The 15,336-nt window shown below is 67.7% G+C and carries 5 protein-coding genes; 3 read left to right on the top strand and 2 right to left on the bottom strand.

Features of this window, described 5'->3' with window-relative positions; all coding sequences use genetic code 11:
• The first annotated feature begins 76 nt into the window (after positions 1-76).
• Both OHA05_RS14640 and OHA05_RS14635 read left to right on the top strand, forming a co-directional pair.
• Entirely contained in the window at positions 77-1,054 is a 978-nt protein-coding gene (locus OHA05_RS14640; protein ID WP_328860805.1) for a glycosyltransferase family 2 protein, read from the top strand.
• Positions 1,051-1,467 carry a GtrA family protein gene (locus OHA05_RS14635; RefSeq protein ID WP_328860804.1) on the top strand — a complete coding sequence of 139 codons (417 nt, stop codon included), beginning with the start codon at positions 1,051-1,053 and terminating at the stop codon, positions 1,465-1,467. Before OHA05_RS14640 ends, OHA05_RS14635 begins: the two co-directional genes overlap by 4 nt.
• 61 nt (positions 1,468-1,528) lie before the next feature.
• Here the strand turns inward: OHA05_RS14635 and OHA05_RS14630 are convergent, their stop codons facing one another.
• Together OHA05_RS14630 and OHA05_RS14625 are read right to left on the bottom strand one after the other, a co-directional pair.
• Positions 1,529-3,463, bottom strand: coding sequence for a tachylectin-related carbohydrate-binding protein (locus OHA05_RS14630; protein WP_328860803.1), 1,935 nt, complete (start codon positions 3,461-3,463; stop codon positions 1,529-1,531).
• Positions 3,464-3,494: 31 nt separating this feature from the next.
• The gene (locus OHA05_RS14625; RefSeq protein ID WP_328860802.1) at positions 3,495-5,414 is read right to left on the bottom strand and encodes a tachylectin-related carbohydrate-binding protein; all 1,920 of its coding nucleotides are present in this window, start codon (positions 5,412-5,414) and stop codon (positions 3,495-3,497) included.
• 257 nt (positions 5,415-5,671) lie between these two features.
• On the opposite strand from OHA05_RS14625, the gene OHA05_RS14620 reads away from it, so the two are divergent.
• A complete protein-coding gene (locus tag OHA05_RS14620; RefSeq protein ID WP_328860801.1) occupies positions 5,672-15,334 on the top strand; it encodes a polymorphic toxin-type HINT domain-containing protein in 9,663 nt (3,220 codons plus the stop codon).
• The last annotated feature ends 2 nt before the right edge of the window (positions 15,335-15,336 follow it).

The raw sequence follows: 15,336 nt of genomic DNA, 5'->3' as shown, positions 1-15,336 counted from the left end.
CCCAGTTCATGCAATGGTCGTCCAGCCGTCATGTGGCGAATCCGCCGACGACATTCGGGTGGGATGTTGTTCTTCCGTGCTGATCTCGATAGTTGTCCCGTGCTTCAACGAAGAGGAGATCATCGGCCGCTTCCACGACCATGTGACCGCCGAGCTTTCCCTGCTGGAGCAGGAATTCGAGCTGGTCTATGTCGATGACGGAAGTCAGGACCGGACGCTCCCTCTCCTCGAGGAGATCGCCGAGGCCGACCCTCGTACCCGCTATGTCTCCTTCAGTCGCAACTTCGGCAAGGAGGCCGCGATGCTCGCCGGCCTCCAGCACGCCGAAGGCGACGCGGTGGTCATCATGGACGCTGACCTCCAGCACCCTCCGGAGCTGGTCAGGCGCATGCTGACGCTGCACGAGGAGGGCTTCGACCAGGTCATCGCGCGCCGTACGCGCACCGGCGACCGGGTCACCAGGACCGTCACTGCCCGCGCCTACTACTGGCTGATCAACCGGCTGGTCGACGTGGAGCTGGTCGACGGCGTGGGTGATTTCCGGCTGCTGTCGCGCCGTACCGTCGACGCCATTCTCGAACTCACCGAGTACAACCGCTTCTCCAAAGGTCTGTTCGCATGGGTGGGTTTCCGCACGACGACCTTCAGTTACGAGAATGCACTGCGTGAGCAGGGACGTTCCAAATGGAGCTTCGGAAAACTGCTCAACTACGGTCTCGACGGACTTCTCTCCTTCAACAACAAGCCACTGCGTGCCGCCGTCTATCTCGGTCTCGTCCTGCTCACCGTCGCCATGGCGTATTCCGCCTTGATCGTCGGTGTCGCCATGGTGAACGGCGTGGACACCCCCGGATATGTCACCCTGCTGGTGGCAGTCACCGCACTCGCCGGCGTCCAGATGCTGATGCTGGGGGTGGTCGGTGAGTACGTCGGCCGTATCTACTACGAGGTGAAACGGCGGCCGCACTTTCTGGTGAAGGCCACCAACGCCGGCCTCCCGCGCGAGCAGGAGGGAGACCGGCCCGCACGCACGGGGGAGCTCGCAAGACGATGACGGTCCGGGGCCAGATGGTCAGATTCGCCCTGGTGGGAGCGGTGAACACCGGGACGTACTACGGCCTGTACCTGATCCTGCTGACCTGGCTGCCGTATGTCGCGGCGCATGTGGTCGCTTTCGTGCTGAGCATGATCGGGTCGTTCTTCCTGACCTCGTACTTCACCTACCGCACCCGGCCGACCTGGCGGAAGTTCCTGCTCTTCCCGCTCACCAACGCGGCGAACTTCGTGGTCACGACGACGGGCGTCTACGTCCTGGTGGACGTGCTGCACTTCGCCACCCACTACGCACCGCTGATCTCGGCGGCGGCGGCCATCCCGATCACGTTCGTGGTCTCGCGGACGATCATGCTGCGTCCGGAGCCGGCGAGCCGGGAGAGGAAGCGGGAGCCGGAGCGGGTGCGGGGCTGAGCTGTGCGAGGGCGGGTGCGGGGGCGGCGGAAGGGCCGCCCCCGCGGTGGTGCCGCCGCCGTCAGCCGGCCGGAGGCGTGGGCAGCGATCGCGCGCTGAACGCCGACGTCTGCTGCGCGGTGTAGAGGCGCGTCTGGTTGTCGGACGTGCGGAAGGAGTACGCCCAGGCAGGCCCGTTGCTGTTGGTGTACGTCAGCGCGGTCGGCTCGGTCGCGGACGTCTCGAAGCTCTCCTGCTTCCAGGTGCGCCAGACTCCGGAAGCCTGCGTGGTCTCACCCGTGTTGTGGATGAAGTTGTCGTCCGCGCCCCTTGCGACGATCTCGGTGAGGCCCGTCAGAGGAGAGATCACCGCGCTCGGAGAGCCCTTGACGGTGAGGTCGCCGACCTGGCTCCACTCGCCGTACGTACCGCCCTCGGCGGGCTGCCCGGCGGTGACGACCTTGCCGTCGACGTCGGTGGCGAAGAGGCGGATGCGGTAGCCGGGGTAGACCACCGCGGCAGGCGTGCCGGTGACGGCCCGGGTGCCGAGCGGGCTCCAGGCGGTGAGGGTGCCGTCCGCCGTGAACAGGGCCGTGCTCAGCACACCCGACGCGTTCCGGCCGAAGAGCTGGATCCCGTCGCGCACGGTCACTGTGGTGAAGGACCCGGCGAAGCCGGAGCCGGCGAGCGGCATCCAGCCCTTCAGATCACCGTTGACCGCGGTCTGGATGCGGTACCAGGGCTTGCCGCCCGCGTCGGCGGCGAACTGCACGAGCAGCCCCGACGGCGTCTTCGCGGTCACCGCGTGCTGCGTCATCGCGCCGGCCAGATCGATCCAGGGAGCCCAGTCGGCGCTGGACTTGGCGGCCTGGTTGAGCTGCGAGGTCGCACCGGAGATGTTGTGTCCGGTGACGACGACCCGGCCGTCGGCCTCTTCGGCGAGCGAGGGGGTCCCCGTGAAGGCCTCGTTGCCCGAGACGGTGGTCCACTGCACGCTGCCGGTGTCCGACGCGTCCGCCATTCGGCCGTGCACCAGCCGGCCGATGTTGTCGGTGTATGCGAACTCCAGCGAACCGGCGGTGGACTGCATCACCGAGCCACGGCTGTAGGACTCCTGGGTGAGCGAAGGCGCGGCCGGGGTGTGGTTCGCCAGGATGCGGCAGTTGTCGGGCGCGGCCATGACGTCCCGGAAGTTCTGCCAGCCGCTGCTGCCCACCTTGACCCGGGAGACCGGCCAGGTGCGGGTGTTCTCGTCGAAGCGGTAGTAGTACGCCTCGCCGCTGCTCTTCGCAGTAGCGACCAGGGTGTCGCCGCCGTTGGAGGAGAGGGACTTGAACTGGTTCCAGTCGCTGGTGCTCACCAGGACGTGTCGCTCGATCCAGCGCTGGCTCGCGATGTCGTAGCGGGAGCGGTAGAGCTTCCCGTCCGTCGCGGCCCGCCCGTAGAAGACCCCCGCGTCGACGGCGGTGATCAGGTTGTAGCGGTTCCACCCGTTGTCGTGCGCCTTGCTGATGCTGACGTCCCAAGAGCCCGCGGCGGCGTTGTACTTGTACGCGCGCAGCACGCCGGCGTTGTCCACGACCCAGAACCAGCCGTTGCGGTCGACGGTGGCCTGGTCGCGATCGGCCGCGCCCGCGAGAAAGCCGAAACTGTTGCTGACCTTCTTGGGGGCGACGTCCCAGGTGCCGGCGGCGTTGCGGTGGCCGTAGTAGAGGCCGTCGGACTTGACTCCGTAGAACGAGCCGTCGGGCCCGGCGAAGACGCGCGCGAAGTTGTTCCAGCCCGTCCCGATCCCGGTCGGCCCGGCGTAGAACGTGCCGCTGAGCGGCGTCTTCATCGTGTACTGCTGCAACGCCCCGGCCGCGGTCACGGCGAACGTCGGCCCGTTGGCGTCGCAGCTGGCGGCGTCGGCGGCGTGGGCGCTGCCGGGTATCGCGATGAGCAGGGGGAGGGCGGCCGCGGCCGCCGAGGTGATCGCGGCCAGGCGCCGGGATCTGTGCGCGGAATTCTGCGTCATGAATCGCCTTCTGGTCCGAGTGTCCGGTGGGTCACTTCACGGGAAGGGCGGGAAGCGAGCGCGCGCTGAACGACGCCTGCTCGGCGGTATAGAAGCGCACCTGGTTGTCGGGTGCGCGAAAGACGTATCCCCATGTCCGGTTCGCTCCGGCGCCGTACACAATCGCTGTCGGGTGGGTGGCCGAGACCTCTTGGCTCACCAACTTCCAGGAGCGCCATACTCCGGACGCCGGGAGGGTCTCGCCGGTGGAATGGATGTTGCCGTCCGTGCCCCGAACCACGATTTCGGTGCGGCCGGAAGGGGCGAGTACGGCACTCGGTGAGCCTGCTGCGGCGACCGTGTCGACCTGGGTCCACGCGGTGTAGGGGGCGCCGGGCGCTGACTGTGTCGTGGTGAGCACGTTGCCTGTGGTGTCCGTAGCGAACACGCCGATACGGAAGCCGGGATAGACCACCACGGCGGGTGCACCGGTGACCGTCTGCGCTCCGAGCGAGGTCCAGGCGGACAGGCTCCCGTCGTCCTTGAACAGGGCGGTGGACAGCGTGCCGTCGGTGTTCCTGCCGAAGAGCTGGAGACCGTCGCGTACCACGACGGGAGTCAGGGCCCCTGCAAGGCCCGAGCCGGTGAGAGGCATCCAGCCCATGAAGTCGGCGTTGACCGCGGTCTGGATGCGATACCACGGCCTGCCGCCGTCGACTGCGAACTGCACCAGCAGTCCACCGGCCGTCTTGGCTGTCACCGGGTGCTGCGCCATCGCACCCGCCTGGTCACTCCAGTTCGCCCAAGCGGCACTGGACTTGGCGGCTTGGTTGCGAAGCCACACACTGCCGGAGGTGTTGTGTGCGGTGACAGCGATGCGGCCGTCCGCCTGCTCGGAGAGCGAAGGCGTTCCTGAGAAAGCCTCTCCTTCGGAGAGGACGGTCCATGTCACGTTGTTGACGTCGGAGGAATCCGCCGCACGGCCGTGTGACAGCTGGCCGAGCGAGTCGGCGACGGCGAACTCCAATGTGTTGGCCGAGGACTGCATGACCGCGACACGGCTGTCTGCCTCAATGGTCAGCGGCGGCATGGATGGCGTGTGGTCCGCGACGAGGCTGCAGTTGTCCGGTCGGGAGGTCACGTTGGGGAAGTTCTGCCATCCACCAGCCGCAACCTGCTTGGCAAGGACCGGCCAGGTGCGCGTGTTCTCGTCGTAGCGGTAGTAGAGCGCCTCGCCACTTGTCTGGACCGCCACCAGGGTGTCACCGCCGCCCGCCGTGATGGTCTTGAAGTTGCCCCAGGCCGCGGAGCCGACGAGAACATGGCGCTCGATCCAGCGCTGACTGGTGACGTCGTAGCGAGACCGGTAGAGCCGGCCATCGGTTGCGCGCCCGTAGAGGACGCCCTTGTCACCTGCGGTGATCAGGTTGTAGCGGTCCCAGCCCTTGTCCAGGATCTTGAGCGACTTCAATCCACCGCTCGTCCCGATCGTCGGGTCGTACCGGTACGCGTACAGCTGGCCGAGGTTGTCGGCCACCCACAGCCAGCCGTCACGGTCGACGGTGGCCTGCTCACGGTCGGCGGCGTTCCCCAGCCAGCCCAGCGCTGTACTGATCTTCTTGGGGTTGATGTCCCAGGTGCCGCTGTCCGTGCGGTGGGCGTAGTACGTGCCGTCCGACTTGAAGGCGTAGAACTCGCCCTTGGGTCCCGCGAGCACCTTGCCGTAGGCCCCCCAGCCTGCTCCCGCTGTGCTGTATGCCGAGAACGTGGAACCGCTCAGCGGCGTCGCCATCGTGTACTGAAGCAAAGAGCCCACCGAATTGACCACATAGGTCTTGCCGTTGGGAGCGCAGGTGGCCGCGTCCGCTGCGTGCGCCGTGCCGGGCATCGCTATGAGAAGTGGAAGTACGGCTGCCGCGGCCGTGGTCGCGGCGATCAGGGTCCGCTGTCTCTGTCGGGTTGTGGAAGCCATGACGTGTTCCCTCGTTGTCGTTCCGTCAGATGAGCCTGTGAAGACGCCTCTTGAGGCTCCATCACGGAACCCCCCCTGGCGACGGAGAACAATACGGGTGATCACGGGCTCGATGATCACGAAAGGATAACGGGCGGGTGAATGGTGCACACATTCAGTCGACATGACCATCACAAACGGTCAGGATCTGACTGCTCTTTGACTTCTGTCCTGTGGGGGGACCGCCGGTGTACCGGAGACACGCGCGCACTTTTCTGATGACCAGGCTGCGCGGCAGCAATGTCGCGAAGGTCATCGGCGTCGCCGTCGCCCTGGTGATCGCCGTGAGTTCGCTCGCCGTCGCCGGTGTCGGCTTCCCCCTCTTCCCGGAGGCGCCCGCCGCCGCCAAGGGTCCTGGCCAGCGCTGGGGAAGTGCCGAGGGGCGCAGCCACGAGGCGGGCGGTCCCGGCAACAGCCAGGCCCCCGAGTCGATGCGGTCCAAGTACCCGCTGACGCAGCAGATGTCGGCGCGGCCCGCCGCCGGGCGGAACACCGCCGAGGTCGTCGCGCCGCCCGCACCGAAGGTCAAGGGCTTCGACCGGAAGACCAGCCGGGAGATCCTCTCCGAGCGCGACGCGCGCAGCCGCACCTACGCCAACGAGGACGGCACGCAGACCAGCGAGCTGTCGACCACGCCCATCAACTACCGCGACAACAGCGGCACGTGGCGTCCGATCGACGCCGGCCTGGTCGAGCAGAACGGCGGCTGGGCCAACACCGCCGACTCCGTGGGCCTGCGCATCTCCGAGCGCGCCGACGCCCAGCAGCTCGCCACCGTCACCTTCCCCTCGGGTGAGTCCTTCGGCTACGGACTGAGCGGAGCAGCCGCTGTCGAGGGCAGCGCCGAGGGCAGCCGCGTCGCGTACGACAGCGTCCTGCCGAGCACCGATCTGTGGCTCGACTCGCAGGCGGGCGGGGTCAAGGAGACACTCGTCCTCCGCTCGACGACCGCCCCCACCGGCTTCGTCTTCCCGCTCACGCTCACCGATCTCACCGCCCGTGCCGTCGGCGGAACGATTGTGCTGGCGGACACCGAGGGCCGTACCAAGGCCGTCATCCCGGCCGGTTTCATGGAGGACGCCAAGGGCGCCGTCTCGCACGCCGTCCACTACGAACTGATCCAGCAGGGCGGTGGCCAGGCCCTGAAGGTGACCGCCGACGCCGGCTGGCTCGCCGACCCCGACCGCGCCTTCCCGGTCCGTATCGACCCCTCCGTCGACACGACCGCGGCATCCACCTCGATGTACGTCAGGAACGGCGGCGCCTCGGTCGTCGGTTCCAGCGAACTCCAGGTCGGCAAGGGCCCGAACGGCGCCACGTACTCGTTCCTCGGTTTCCCGGGGCTCGACGAGGAGCTGCGGCGCCACCGCATCTTCGGTGCGCAGCTCCAGGTCGTGAACTTCGACTCGGCCTCCTGCAAGCCGCGGGCCGTCTCCGTGCATCCGGTGACCGAGTCCTGGACGGCCGGGACCGGCACCTCCTACCCGGGCCCGTCGGTCGGCGGTTCGCTCGCCTCGAAGTCCTACGCATACGGCCACATCGGCTTCGGCCAGTCGCAGTCCGCGTGCCCGGCCGCCGGTGAGCTGTACGACTTGGGCAAGGGCGGCCGCGACCTGGTGCAGCGCTGGGTGGACGGTACGCAGCCCAACTACGGTCTGTCGCTGCGCGCGTCGGCTTCCGACTCGCTCGCGTTCAAGAAGTTCACCGGTCACTCCACGGCCAACCCGCCGAAGCTGTTCGTGACGCACTCGCCCTACAGCGCCTCGTACTCCTTCCCCAAGCCCGTCCCCGACCCGCCCGTCCTGCAGAACCAGGCCGGCAAGGTCAAGGTCACGGTCACCAACAAGGGCGCGGAGACCTGGACGCCGGGCACGTACTACCTCGCGTACCGGGCCTACAACTCCAAGGGCAAGCTGGTCACCCAGCAGCGCGCGGGCAGTCTCCCCGGCAACCTCGCCTACGGGGCGAAGGCGACCGTCGACGCCACGATCAAGGCTCTGCCGCCGGGCGCCTACATGCTCGACTTCACGATGGTGCGCCAGGGCGGCAAGGTCTTCACCGACGAGCAGGTGCCTCCGGGCCGCCTCACGCTCCAGGTCTTCGACATCGCTCCGGTGGTCAAGGAGCAGTTCCCGCCCAACGGTTACCAGGCCCAGACGCTCACGCCGCAGCTCTGGGCGGCCGGTGTCGACATCGACGCGCCGGCCGGGTCGCAGCTCCAGTACAAGTACGAGATCTGTGAGTCGGACAAGGACGGCAAGCCGACCGGCTGCACCACCTCCGCCTATCAGACGGCTTCGGCTTATCCGGTCCCGGCCGGGCGGCTGAAGTGGGGCAAGACCTATCTGTGGCGCGGCTTCGTGAAGGACGCCTCCAACGAGGTGCCGACCGCGCAGATCGCCCTGGTGGCGGCCGTCCCCCAGCCCGAGATCACCTCCCGCCTCTCCGAGGCGCAGGGCAAGGAGTTCGACCCCAACGTCGGCAACTTCACCAGCGCGGCCATCGACGCGTCGGTCACCAACGTGGGCCCCGAGCTGACCCTCGTGCGGACGTACAACAGCCTCGACCCGCGCCGTGACCTCGCCTTCGGCGCCGGCTGGTCCACCCGCTACGACATGCGGCTGACCGCGGACGACGACGGAACCGGCAATGTCCTCATCCGCTACCCGGACGGCCAGGACGTCCGCTTCGGCAAGAACTCGGACGGCACCTTCGCGCCGCCGCCGGGCCGCTTCGCCAAACTGACGTACGACGCGACCACCAGCACCTACAAGCTCCAGGACAAGTCCGGTACGACCTACGACTTCAGCTCGAGCGGCCTGCTGACGAGGATCACGGACAAGTCCTCCAACGTCGTCACCTACACCTACTCCAGCGGCAAGATCTCGACCGCGCTGCACGCCCGCAGCGGTCGCTCACTGACCTTCACGTGGACCGGCGCGCATGTCACCAAGGTGTCCACGAACGCCGTCAACGGAGCCCCGCTGAGCTGGACGTACACCTACACCGGCGATCTGCTGGACAAGGTCTGCGACCCCGAGGGCGGCTGCACCCAGTACACCCACGGCACGGGCAGCCACTACGGCACCACCGTCCTCGACTCCCGCCCCCAGTCGTACTGGCGGCTCGGCGAGGCGGAGGGCGCGGCGGCGAACAGCACCATCGAGGCCAACCTCGGCAAGGACCGCGGCACCTACACCAACGTCACCCTGGGCGCGGCCGGCGCCATCACCGGCGATCCCGGCACCGCCGCCGGCTTCAACGGCTCCACCTCACGCGTCGACCTGCCCACCGGCACCCTGAAGAAGAGCCGTGACGCGGCGGTCGAGGTGTGGTTCAAGACCTTCGCGGGCGGCGTCGGCGGACCGCTCGTCGGCTACCAGAACAAGGCGTGGGGCACGACGCCGACCACCGGTGTCCCGATGCTGTACGTCGGCACGGACGGCCTGTTGCGCGGCCAGTTCTCGACCGGCACCGTCGCCCCGATCACCGACATCACCAAGTACGTCAACGACGGCAAGTGGCACCATGCCGTGCTGTCCGCGTCCGGCTCCACGCAGACCCTGTACCTGGACGGCAAGCTGTCCGGAACGATCACCGGAAAGCAGCTGGTCCAGGGTGATCTGACGTACAACCAGATCGGCGCGGCCAACGCGACCACGCCCGCCTCCTGGCCGGGCTGGGGCGCCACCGTAGGCAAGTCCTTCGCCGGCACCATCGACGATGTCGCCGTCTACCACCACCCCCTCGGCACCGCCGCCGTCGCCGGTCACTACCGCGAGGGCAACCGCGCGTCGTCCGTGCTGACGAAGACGACCCTGCCGTCCGGACGCATCGCTTCCGAGGTGCAGTACGACACCTCCCGCGACCGTGTCGAGGAGTACACCGACCGCAACGGCGGCACCTGGAAGATCGGCACCCCCGCGGTTTTCGGCAACGACAAGGATCTGCGCCGCACGATCGAGGTCCACGACCCGCTGGACGCCCCGTACTTCTACGAGTACGACGGTATGACGGCACGCATGCTGCGACTGGGCGAGCCGATGGCGCTCGGCGCGCGCGAGCCCGCCACCCCGTCGCCGACCCCGTCCGGCACCGATCCGCCCGAGCAGATCTGCACCCAGCCCGACCCGGGTGACCCGGCCTTCTGCACCAATCCGCCCGGTGACGGCGGTGGCGAGCCGGACTTCATCCGGCACCCCGTCGACGGCGTGGCGATCAGGCTGTTCGAGTACGACGACAACGGCTACCAGACCGGGATCGTCAGCGAGAACGGTGACAAGGTCACCCTCGGGTACGACAACCGCGGCAATGTCACCAGCAGGAAGACGTGCCGGGCCAAGGACGACTGTCAGACGGCCTACACCACGTACCCGGCGGCAGCAGGCGACTTCGACCTGAGAGGCGACCAGCCGACCGAGACCCGCGACGGACGCTCGTCGGGGCCTACGGACAACCGCTTCCGCACGCAGTACCAGTACAACACCGCCGGTGCGCTCACCCTTCAGACCGCGCCCGACAACGGCACCGTCAAGCACACCTACACCACCGGCGCCGAGCAGGCCGTGGGTGGCGGCAACACCCCCACCGGTCTGCCGCTGACGACGACCGACCCCCGCGGCAAGATCACCCGCTATCAGTACTTCACCAGCGGTGACCTGGCACAGGTGACCCAGCCGTCGGGCGCGATCGTCAAGTTCACCTATGACACGCTCGGTCGCAAGCTCACCGAGACGGCAATCTCTGACGCGCAGCCGGCAGGCGTCACCACGACGATCGCCTACGACAAGCTCTCCCGCGTCACGTCCACCACCGATCCTGCTGCCACCAACGTGGTCACGCTGGGCAAGCACCAGCAGAAGACCGTCAGCACGTACGACGGCGACGGAAATGTGGTGCGCACAGAGGTCAGTGACGTGCTGGGCGGCGACGCCACCCGGGTCATGACGTTCGAGATCGACGACCACGGACGCCCGGAGAAGGCGATCGACGCCGAGGGCAGCGAAACGACGTACACCTACGACGTACTCGGCAACAAGACGTCGATGGTCGACGCGGGCGGCAACAAGTTCAGCTACGACTACACGGCCCGCAACATGATGGCCGAGACGCGTCTGCACGACTGGGAGGACGACGGCGGCAACGACGACTACACGGTGCTCCAGTCGTACGCGTACGACATGGGCGGCCGCGTGGTCCGGCACACCGACTCCATGGGCCGGTCGCTGAGATACCAGTACTACGGCGACGACCTCATCAAGTCGATCACGCTCAAGGACTTCCGCAACCCGGACGGCACCAAGCGGGACATCGTCGTCGAGTCCAACACCTACGACGGCGCCGGGAACGTCCTCACGGAGACCGGCGACAACGGCAAGCTCGTCACGCAGTACACCTATGACGCGGTCGGCCGCCAGAAGACCGAGGTCACGGACCCGACCGGGCTCGCCCGCCGCACCACCTACACCTATGACCTGGCCGGCAACGTGGAGACCACCGCCTCCAGCGGCCAGCCCTCCAACGTGCCGTGGCCGACCGGTGTATCCGCGGAGACGGTCCGCTATGTCTACGACGACGCGGGCAACGCCAAGCAGGAGATCATCGAGAACGGATCCGACTCCCGCACCACGGCCTACGAGTACGACCAGCGCGGTCTGATCAAGGCGAAGACCGACCCGGCGGGCAACCGCACGGACTACGCCTTCGACGAGCTGGGCCGCCCCCTGTCGGTCACCGCGCCCACCGTTCAGACCGAGTCGAACGGTTCCGCGCCGATCGCATCGCGCCCCACGACCTACACCGGCTACGACACCTTCGGCGCCGTGACCGAGTCCGTGGACGCGCTCGGCAACACCAACCGCACGACGTACGACAAGCTCGGCCGAGCGGTCACCAGCACCGCTCCGTCCTACACGCCTCCCGGTTCGGCCGAGCCCGTAACGCCGACGACGACCAACGCGTACGACCCGCTGGGCAATGTCGTGGAGTCCACCGACCCGCTGGGCCGCGTCACCAAGTTCACGTATGACCGCCAGAACCGCATGACGGTCAAGGACGTACCGGTCGGCACCGGTGACGACCGCGCGCAGTGGAAGTACACCTACACGCGCACCGGTCAGGCGCTCACGGTCACCGACCCGAACGGCGCGCGGGCCGAGACGACATACGACGACCTCGACCGCCCCGTTACCACCACCCAGATCGAACGCAAGCCCGTCCCCGGGGCCTTCACCACGCGCATCGAGTACGACGACGCGGGCAACGTGGTGAAGCAGACCGCACCCGGCGGCGGTATCAGCAACTTCACCTACGACTCGCTCGGGCAGATGACGCGGATGGTCGACCCGTCCGGTGTCGTCAGCCAGCTCGGCTACGACATGTCCGGTCGCACCGTGCGCGAGACCGACGGCCTCGGCCGCACCTCCGCCAAGCTGTACGACCGCCTCGGCCAGCTGATCGAGGACGCGGACCTGGACGCGACCGACCGCCAGCTGCGCAAGGTGCGTTACGGCTACGACAACGCCGGCAACCTCACCTCGTCGACAGACCCGCTGAACCGGGTCACGACCTTCGCGTACGACGCACTGAACCGGCTGACCGGTCAGACCGAACCGGTCTCGGCGACCAAGTCGATCACCACGTCCTTCGGCTACGACGCGCTGGGCAACCGCACGCGCTACACCGACGGCCGCGGCAACAAGACGATCTACACGGTCAACACCCTGGGCCTGTCCGAGTCGGTGATCGAGCCCTCAACCGCCCGGGACCCCTCGCTCGACGCCCGCACCTGGACGACGGCGTACGACAAACTCGGCCAGGCCGTGAAGCTGACGGCTCCGGGCGGTGTGGTCCGCGAGCGTGAGTACGGCAAGGCCGGCGAGCTGGTCCGCGAGACGGGTTCGGGTGCCGAGGTCGCGACCCCGGAGAAGACGTTCCGGTACGACTCGGCAGGGCGGCTCACCAAGGCATCGTCCCCGAAGGGCGACAACAGCTACGAGTACAACGACCGCGGTGCGCTGCTGAAGGCGGACGGCCCGTCCGGCAAGGCCGAGTACGAGTACAACAACGACGGACAGCTCGTTTCCCGCACCGACGCTTCGGGCACGGCGAGCTTCAGCTACGTCAAGCAGCAGCTGAAGACGGCGACGGACCCGCTCACCGGGGTCGCGCAGAGCTACGGCTACGACAACGCGGGTGCGATCAAGCAGGTCAACTACGCTGCGGGCCAGTCCCGTTCGTTCACCTACGACGATCTGGGCCGGCTCGACACCGACACGGTGAAGAACAGCGGTGGCGGCACCGTCGCCGCCACCGACTACGGCTACGACTCCGACGATCACATGACGTCGAAGACGACGGTCGGAACCAGCAAGGCCGGTGAGAACACCTACGGCTACGACGACGCCGGCCGCCTCACGTCCTGGACGGGCGACGGTCAGACGACGCAGTACGACTGGGACGACAGCGGCAACCGGGTCAAGAACGGCGCCAAGACGTCGACGTTCGACGAGCGCAACCGGCTGCTGTCCGACGGGGACTACACCTACGACCACACCCCCCGCGGCACGCTGTCGAGCCGCACCAGCTCGGGTCTGACGGAGAACTTCACCTTCGACGCCTTCGACCGCATGACCAAGGCGGGGGAGTCGGAGACGCAGTACACCTACGACTCTCTGGACCGGGTTGCGTCCCGCAACGGCACGGACTTCAGCTACGCGGGCCTTTCCCCGGACCCGGTGAAGGACAACTCCTCCACCTACGGCCGCGGCGCGGCGGACGAGCTCTTGTCGATCGCGGAGGGCACCGGCCCGGCGCAGCTGTCGGTCACCGACAAGCACGGCGACGTCGTCGGCGACATGTCCCCGACGAACGGCGCGGCCGCCTCACTCACCCGGTCGACGGCGTACGACCCCTTCGGCCAGACGCTGGGCACCGGCGACGTCACCGGCAACGCCGGCTACCAGGGCGACTACACCGACCCCGACACCGACCAGGTGAACATGGGCGCGCGCTGGTACGACCCGGGCACGGGAGCCTTCGACTCGCGCGACTCCTACACCTACGCCTCGGGCGCCTCGATCCTCGCCAACCGGTACACGTACGGCGCAGGTTCACCGATGGACTACACGGACCCGGACGGCCACTGGCCGAGCTGCGGCTGGTGCAAGAAGGCCGGCAACTGGGTCGCCAAGAAGGCCTCCCAGGGCGCGAGCTACGTCTACAAGGGCGCCCGTGCGGTCAAGAACGCCGTGGTCTACGCCGTCCGCCACCCGGGCGCGGCCCTGCGGAACACCCTCAACTTCGTCGGCAAGGCCGCGAGCTGGGCATACCGGAAGTCGGGCCTCAAGACGGTCGTCGACAATGTGGTGCGAGCGGCGAAATGGGTCGGCCAGAAGACGGGCTTCACCCAATGGGCCCGAGAAAAGGCTGCACAGGCCCGCAAGGCGGCCTACCAGGCCAAGGTCTACGTCACCCAGAAGGCCAAGGCGGCGGCGTCCTACGTCGCCAAGCACAACCCGATCCCGGAGATCGTCGCCGCGACGAAGCCGCTGCTGGCGGTCGCCAAGGCGATCGTCACCGCCGACCCGAACCTCCCGGCGATCCTGGTCAGCGCGACGCGGGACGTGATCGCGGACGTCGCGAAGGTGACGAACGCGATCCGCGACGCGGTGGTCGAGCAGGTCGGCAGTGTCGTGGAGACGGTCACCAACGCGGTGGACTGGGGCGCGGTCTGGGAGGGCGTGAAGACCGTCGGCAACGTGGTCGGCGAGGTCACGGGCTTCAACGACATCAAGAACTGCGTCACCAAGGGCGACATGGAGGCCTGCGCCTGGGCGGTCGCGACGGTGGCGGGCCTGGCACTCGGCGGCGCGGGCGCGGGCCTGGTCCGGGCGGCGAAGGCCGGCCGGATGATGTCGAAGGCGGCGAAGTACGCGGACGACATCGGCAAGGCCGCGAAGAAGCTCGAGGAGACGGCCGACAAGGTCGAGACGGCGGTGGGGTGCGTGAGCACGGCCGCGGACGTCGCCTCGTTGGCATCGGGCAACAGCTTCACCGCCGGCACCAAGGTGGTGATGGCCGACGGCACCCGTAAACCGATCGAGGAGATCAAGCCCGGGGAGTCGGTTCTCGCGACGGACCCGACGACGGGGGAGACCTCGAAGCAAGAGGTCACGGACACGATCAAGGGCAAGGGCCTCAAGAAGCTCGTCAAGCTCACCGTCGACACCGACGGCGAGAAGGGCGAGGCGACGGACACGATCACGGCCACGGCAGGCCACCCGTTCTGGGTCCCGTCCCTGAAGAAGTGGCTCAAGGCCGGCGAACTCAAGCCGGGCCAGTGGCTCCAGACGGGCGCGGGCTCGTGGGTCCAGGTGGACGCGGTCCAGGCGTGGACGCAGCAGGCGGCGGTCTACAACCTGACGGTTGATACGGCGCACACGTACTACGTGGCGGCGGGCGATGCGCCGGTCCTGGTTCACAATTGCGGCTGGAGCGAACTCGCGTCTTATCGAGCGCGTGAAGGAATGCCTGCTCGTGGTAGTGCAGACGACACGTTCACGGCGGCCCGCCTGCAGATCGACGGACAGGTCTTCTTCGGAAGGAATGCGCATGGTCGGCCGGTCGGCATCCGCGTGAATGCTCAGACGAAGACGCACGCTGAAGCAGACGTTTTCCAGCAGGCGAAGGATGCTGGGGCGACTGGCGCTAGAGCCGTTCTTCATGTGGATCGCGACTTCTGCCGATCGTGTGGTGCGACAGGTGGAGTCGGGTCGCTGATGCGTGGTCTAGGTGTCGATGAGTTGCTGGTACATTCACCTTCCGGGATCTTTACGATCAACGCAGTGCGAAGACCATCCACACCAAGGCCGTTGGGGTAGAG

This window comes from Streptomyces sp. NBC_00306, from assembly GCF_036169555.1.
In the GTDB taxonomy this organism is placed as follows: Bacteria; Actinomycetota; Actinomycetes; order Streptomycetales; family Streptomycetaceae; genus Streptomyces; species Streptomyces achmelvichensis.
Note: the sequence above shows the minus strand (reverse complement) of the source record. Positions and strands in the feature narration are given on the sequence as shown.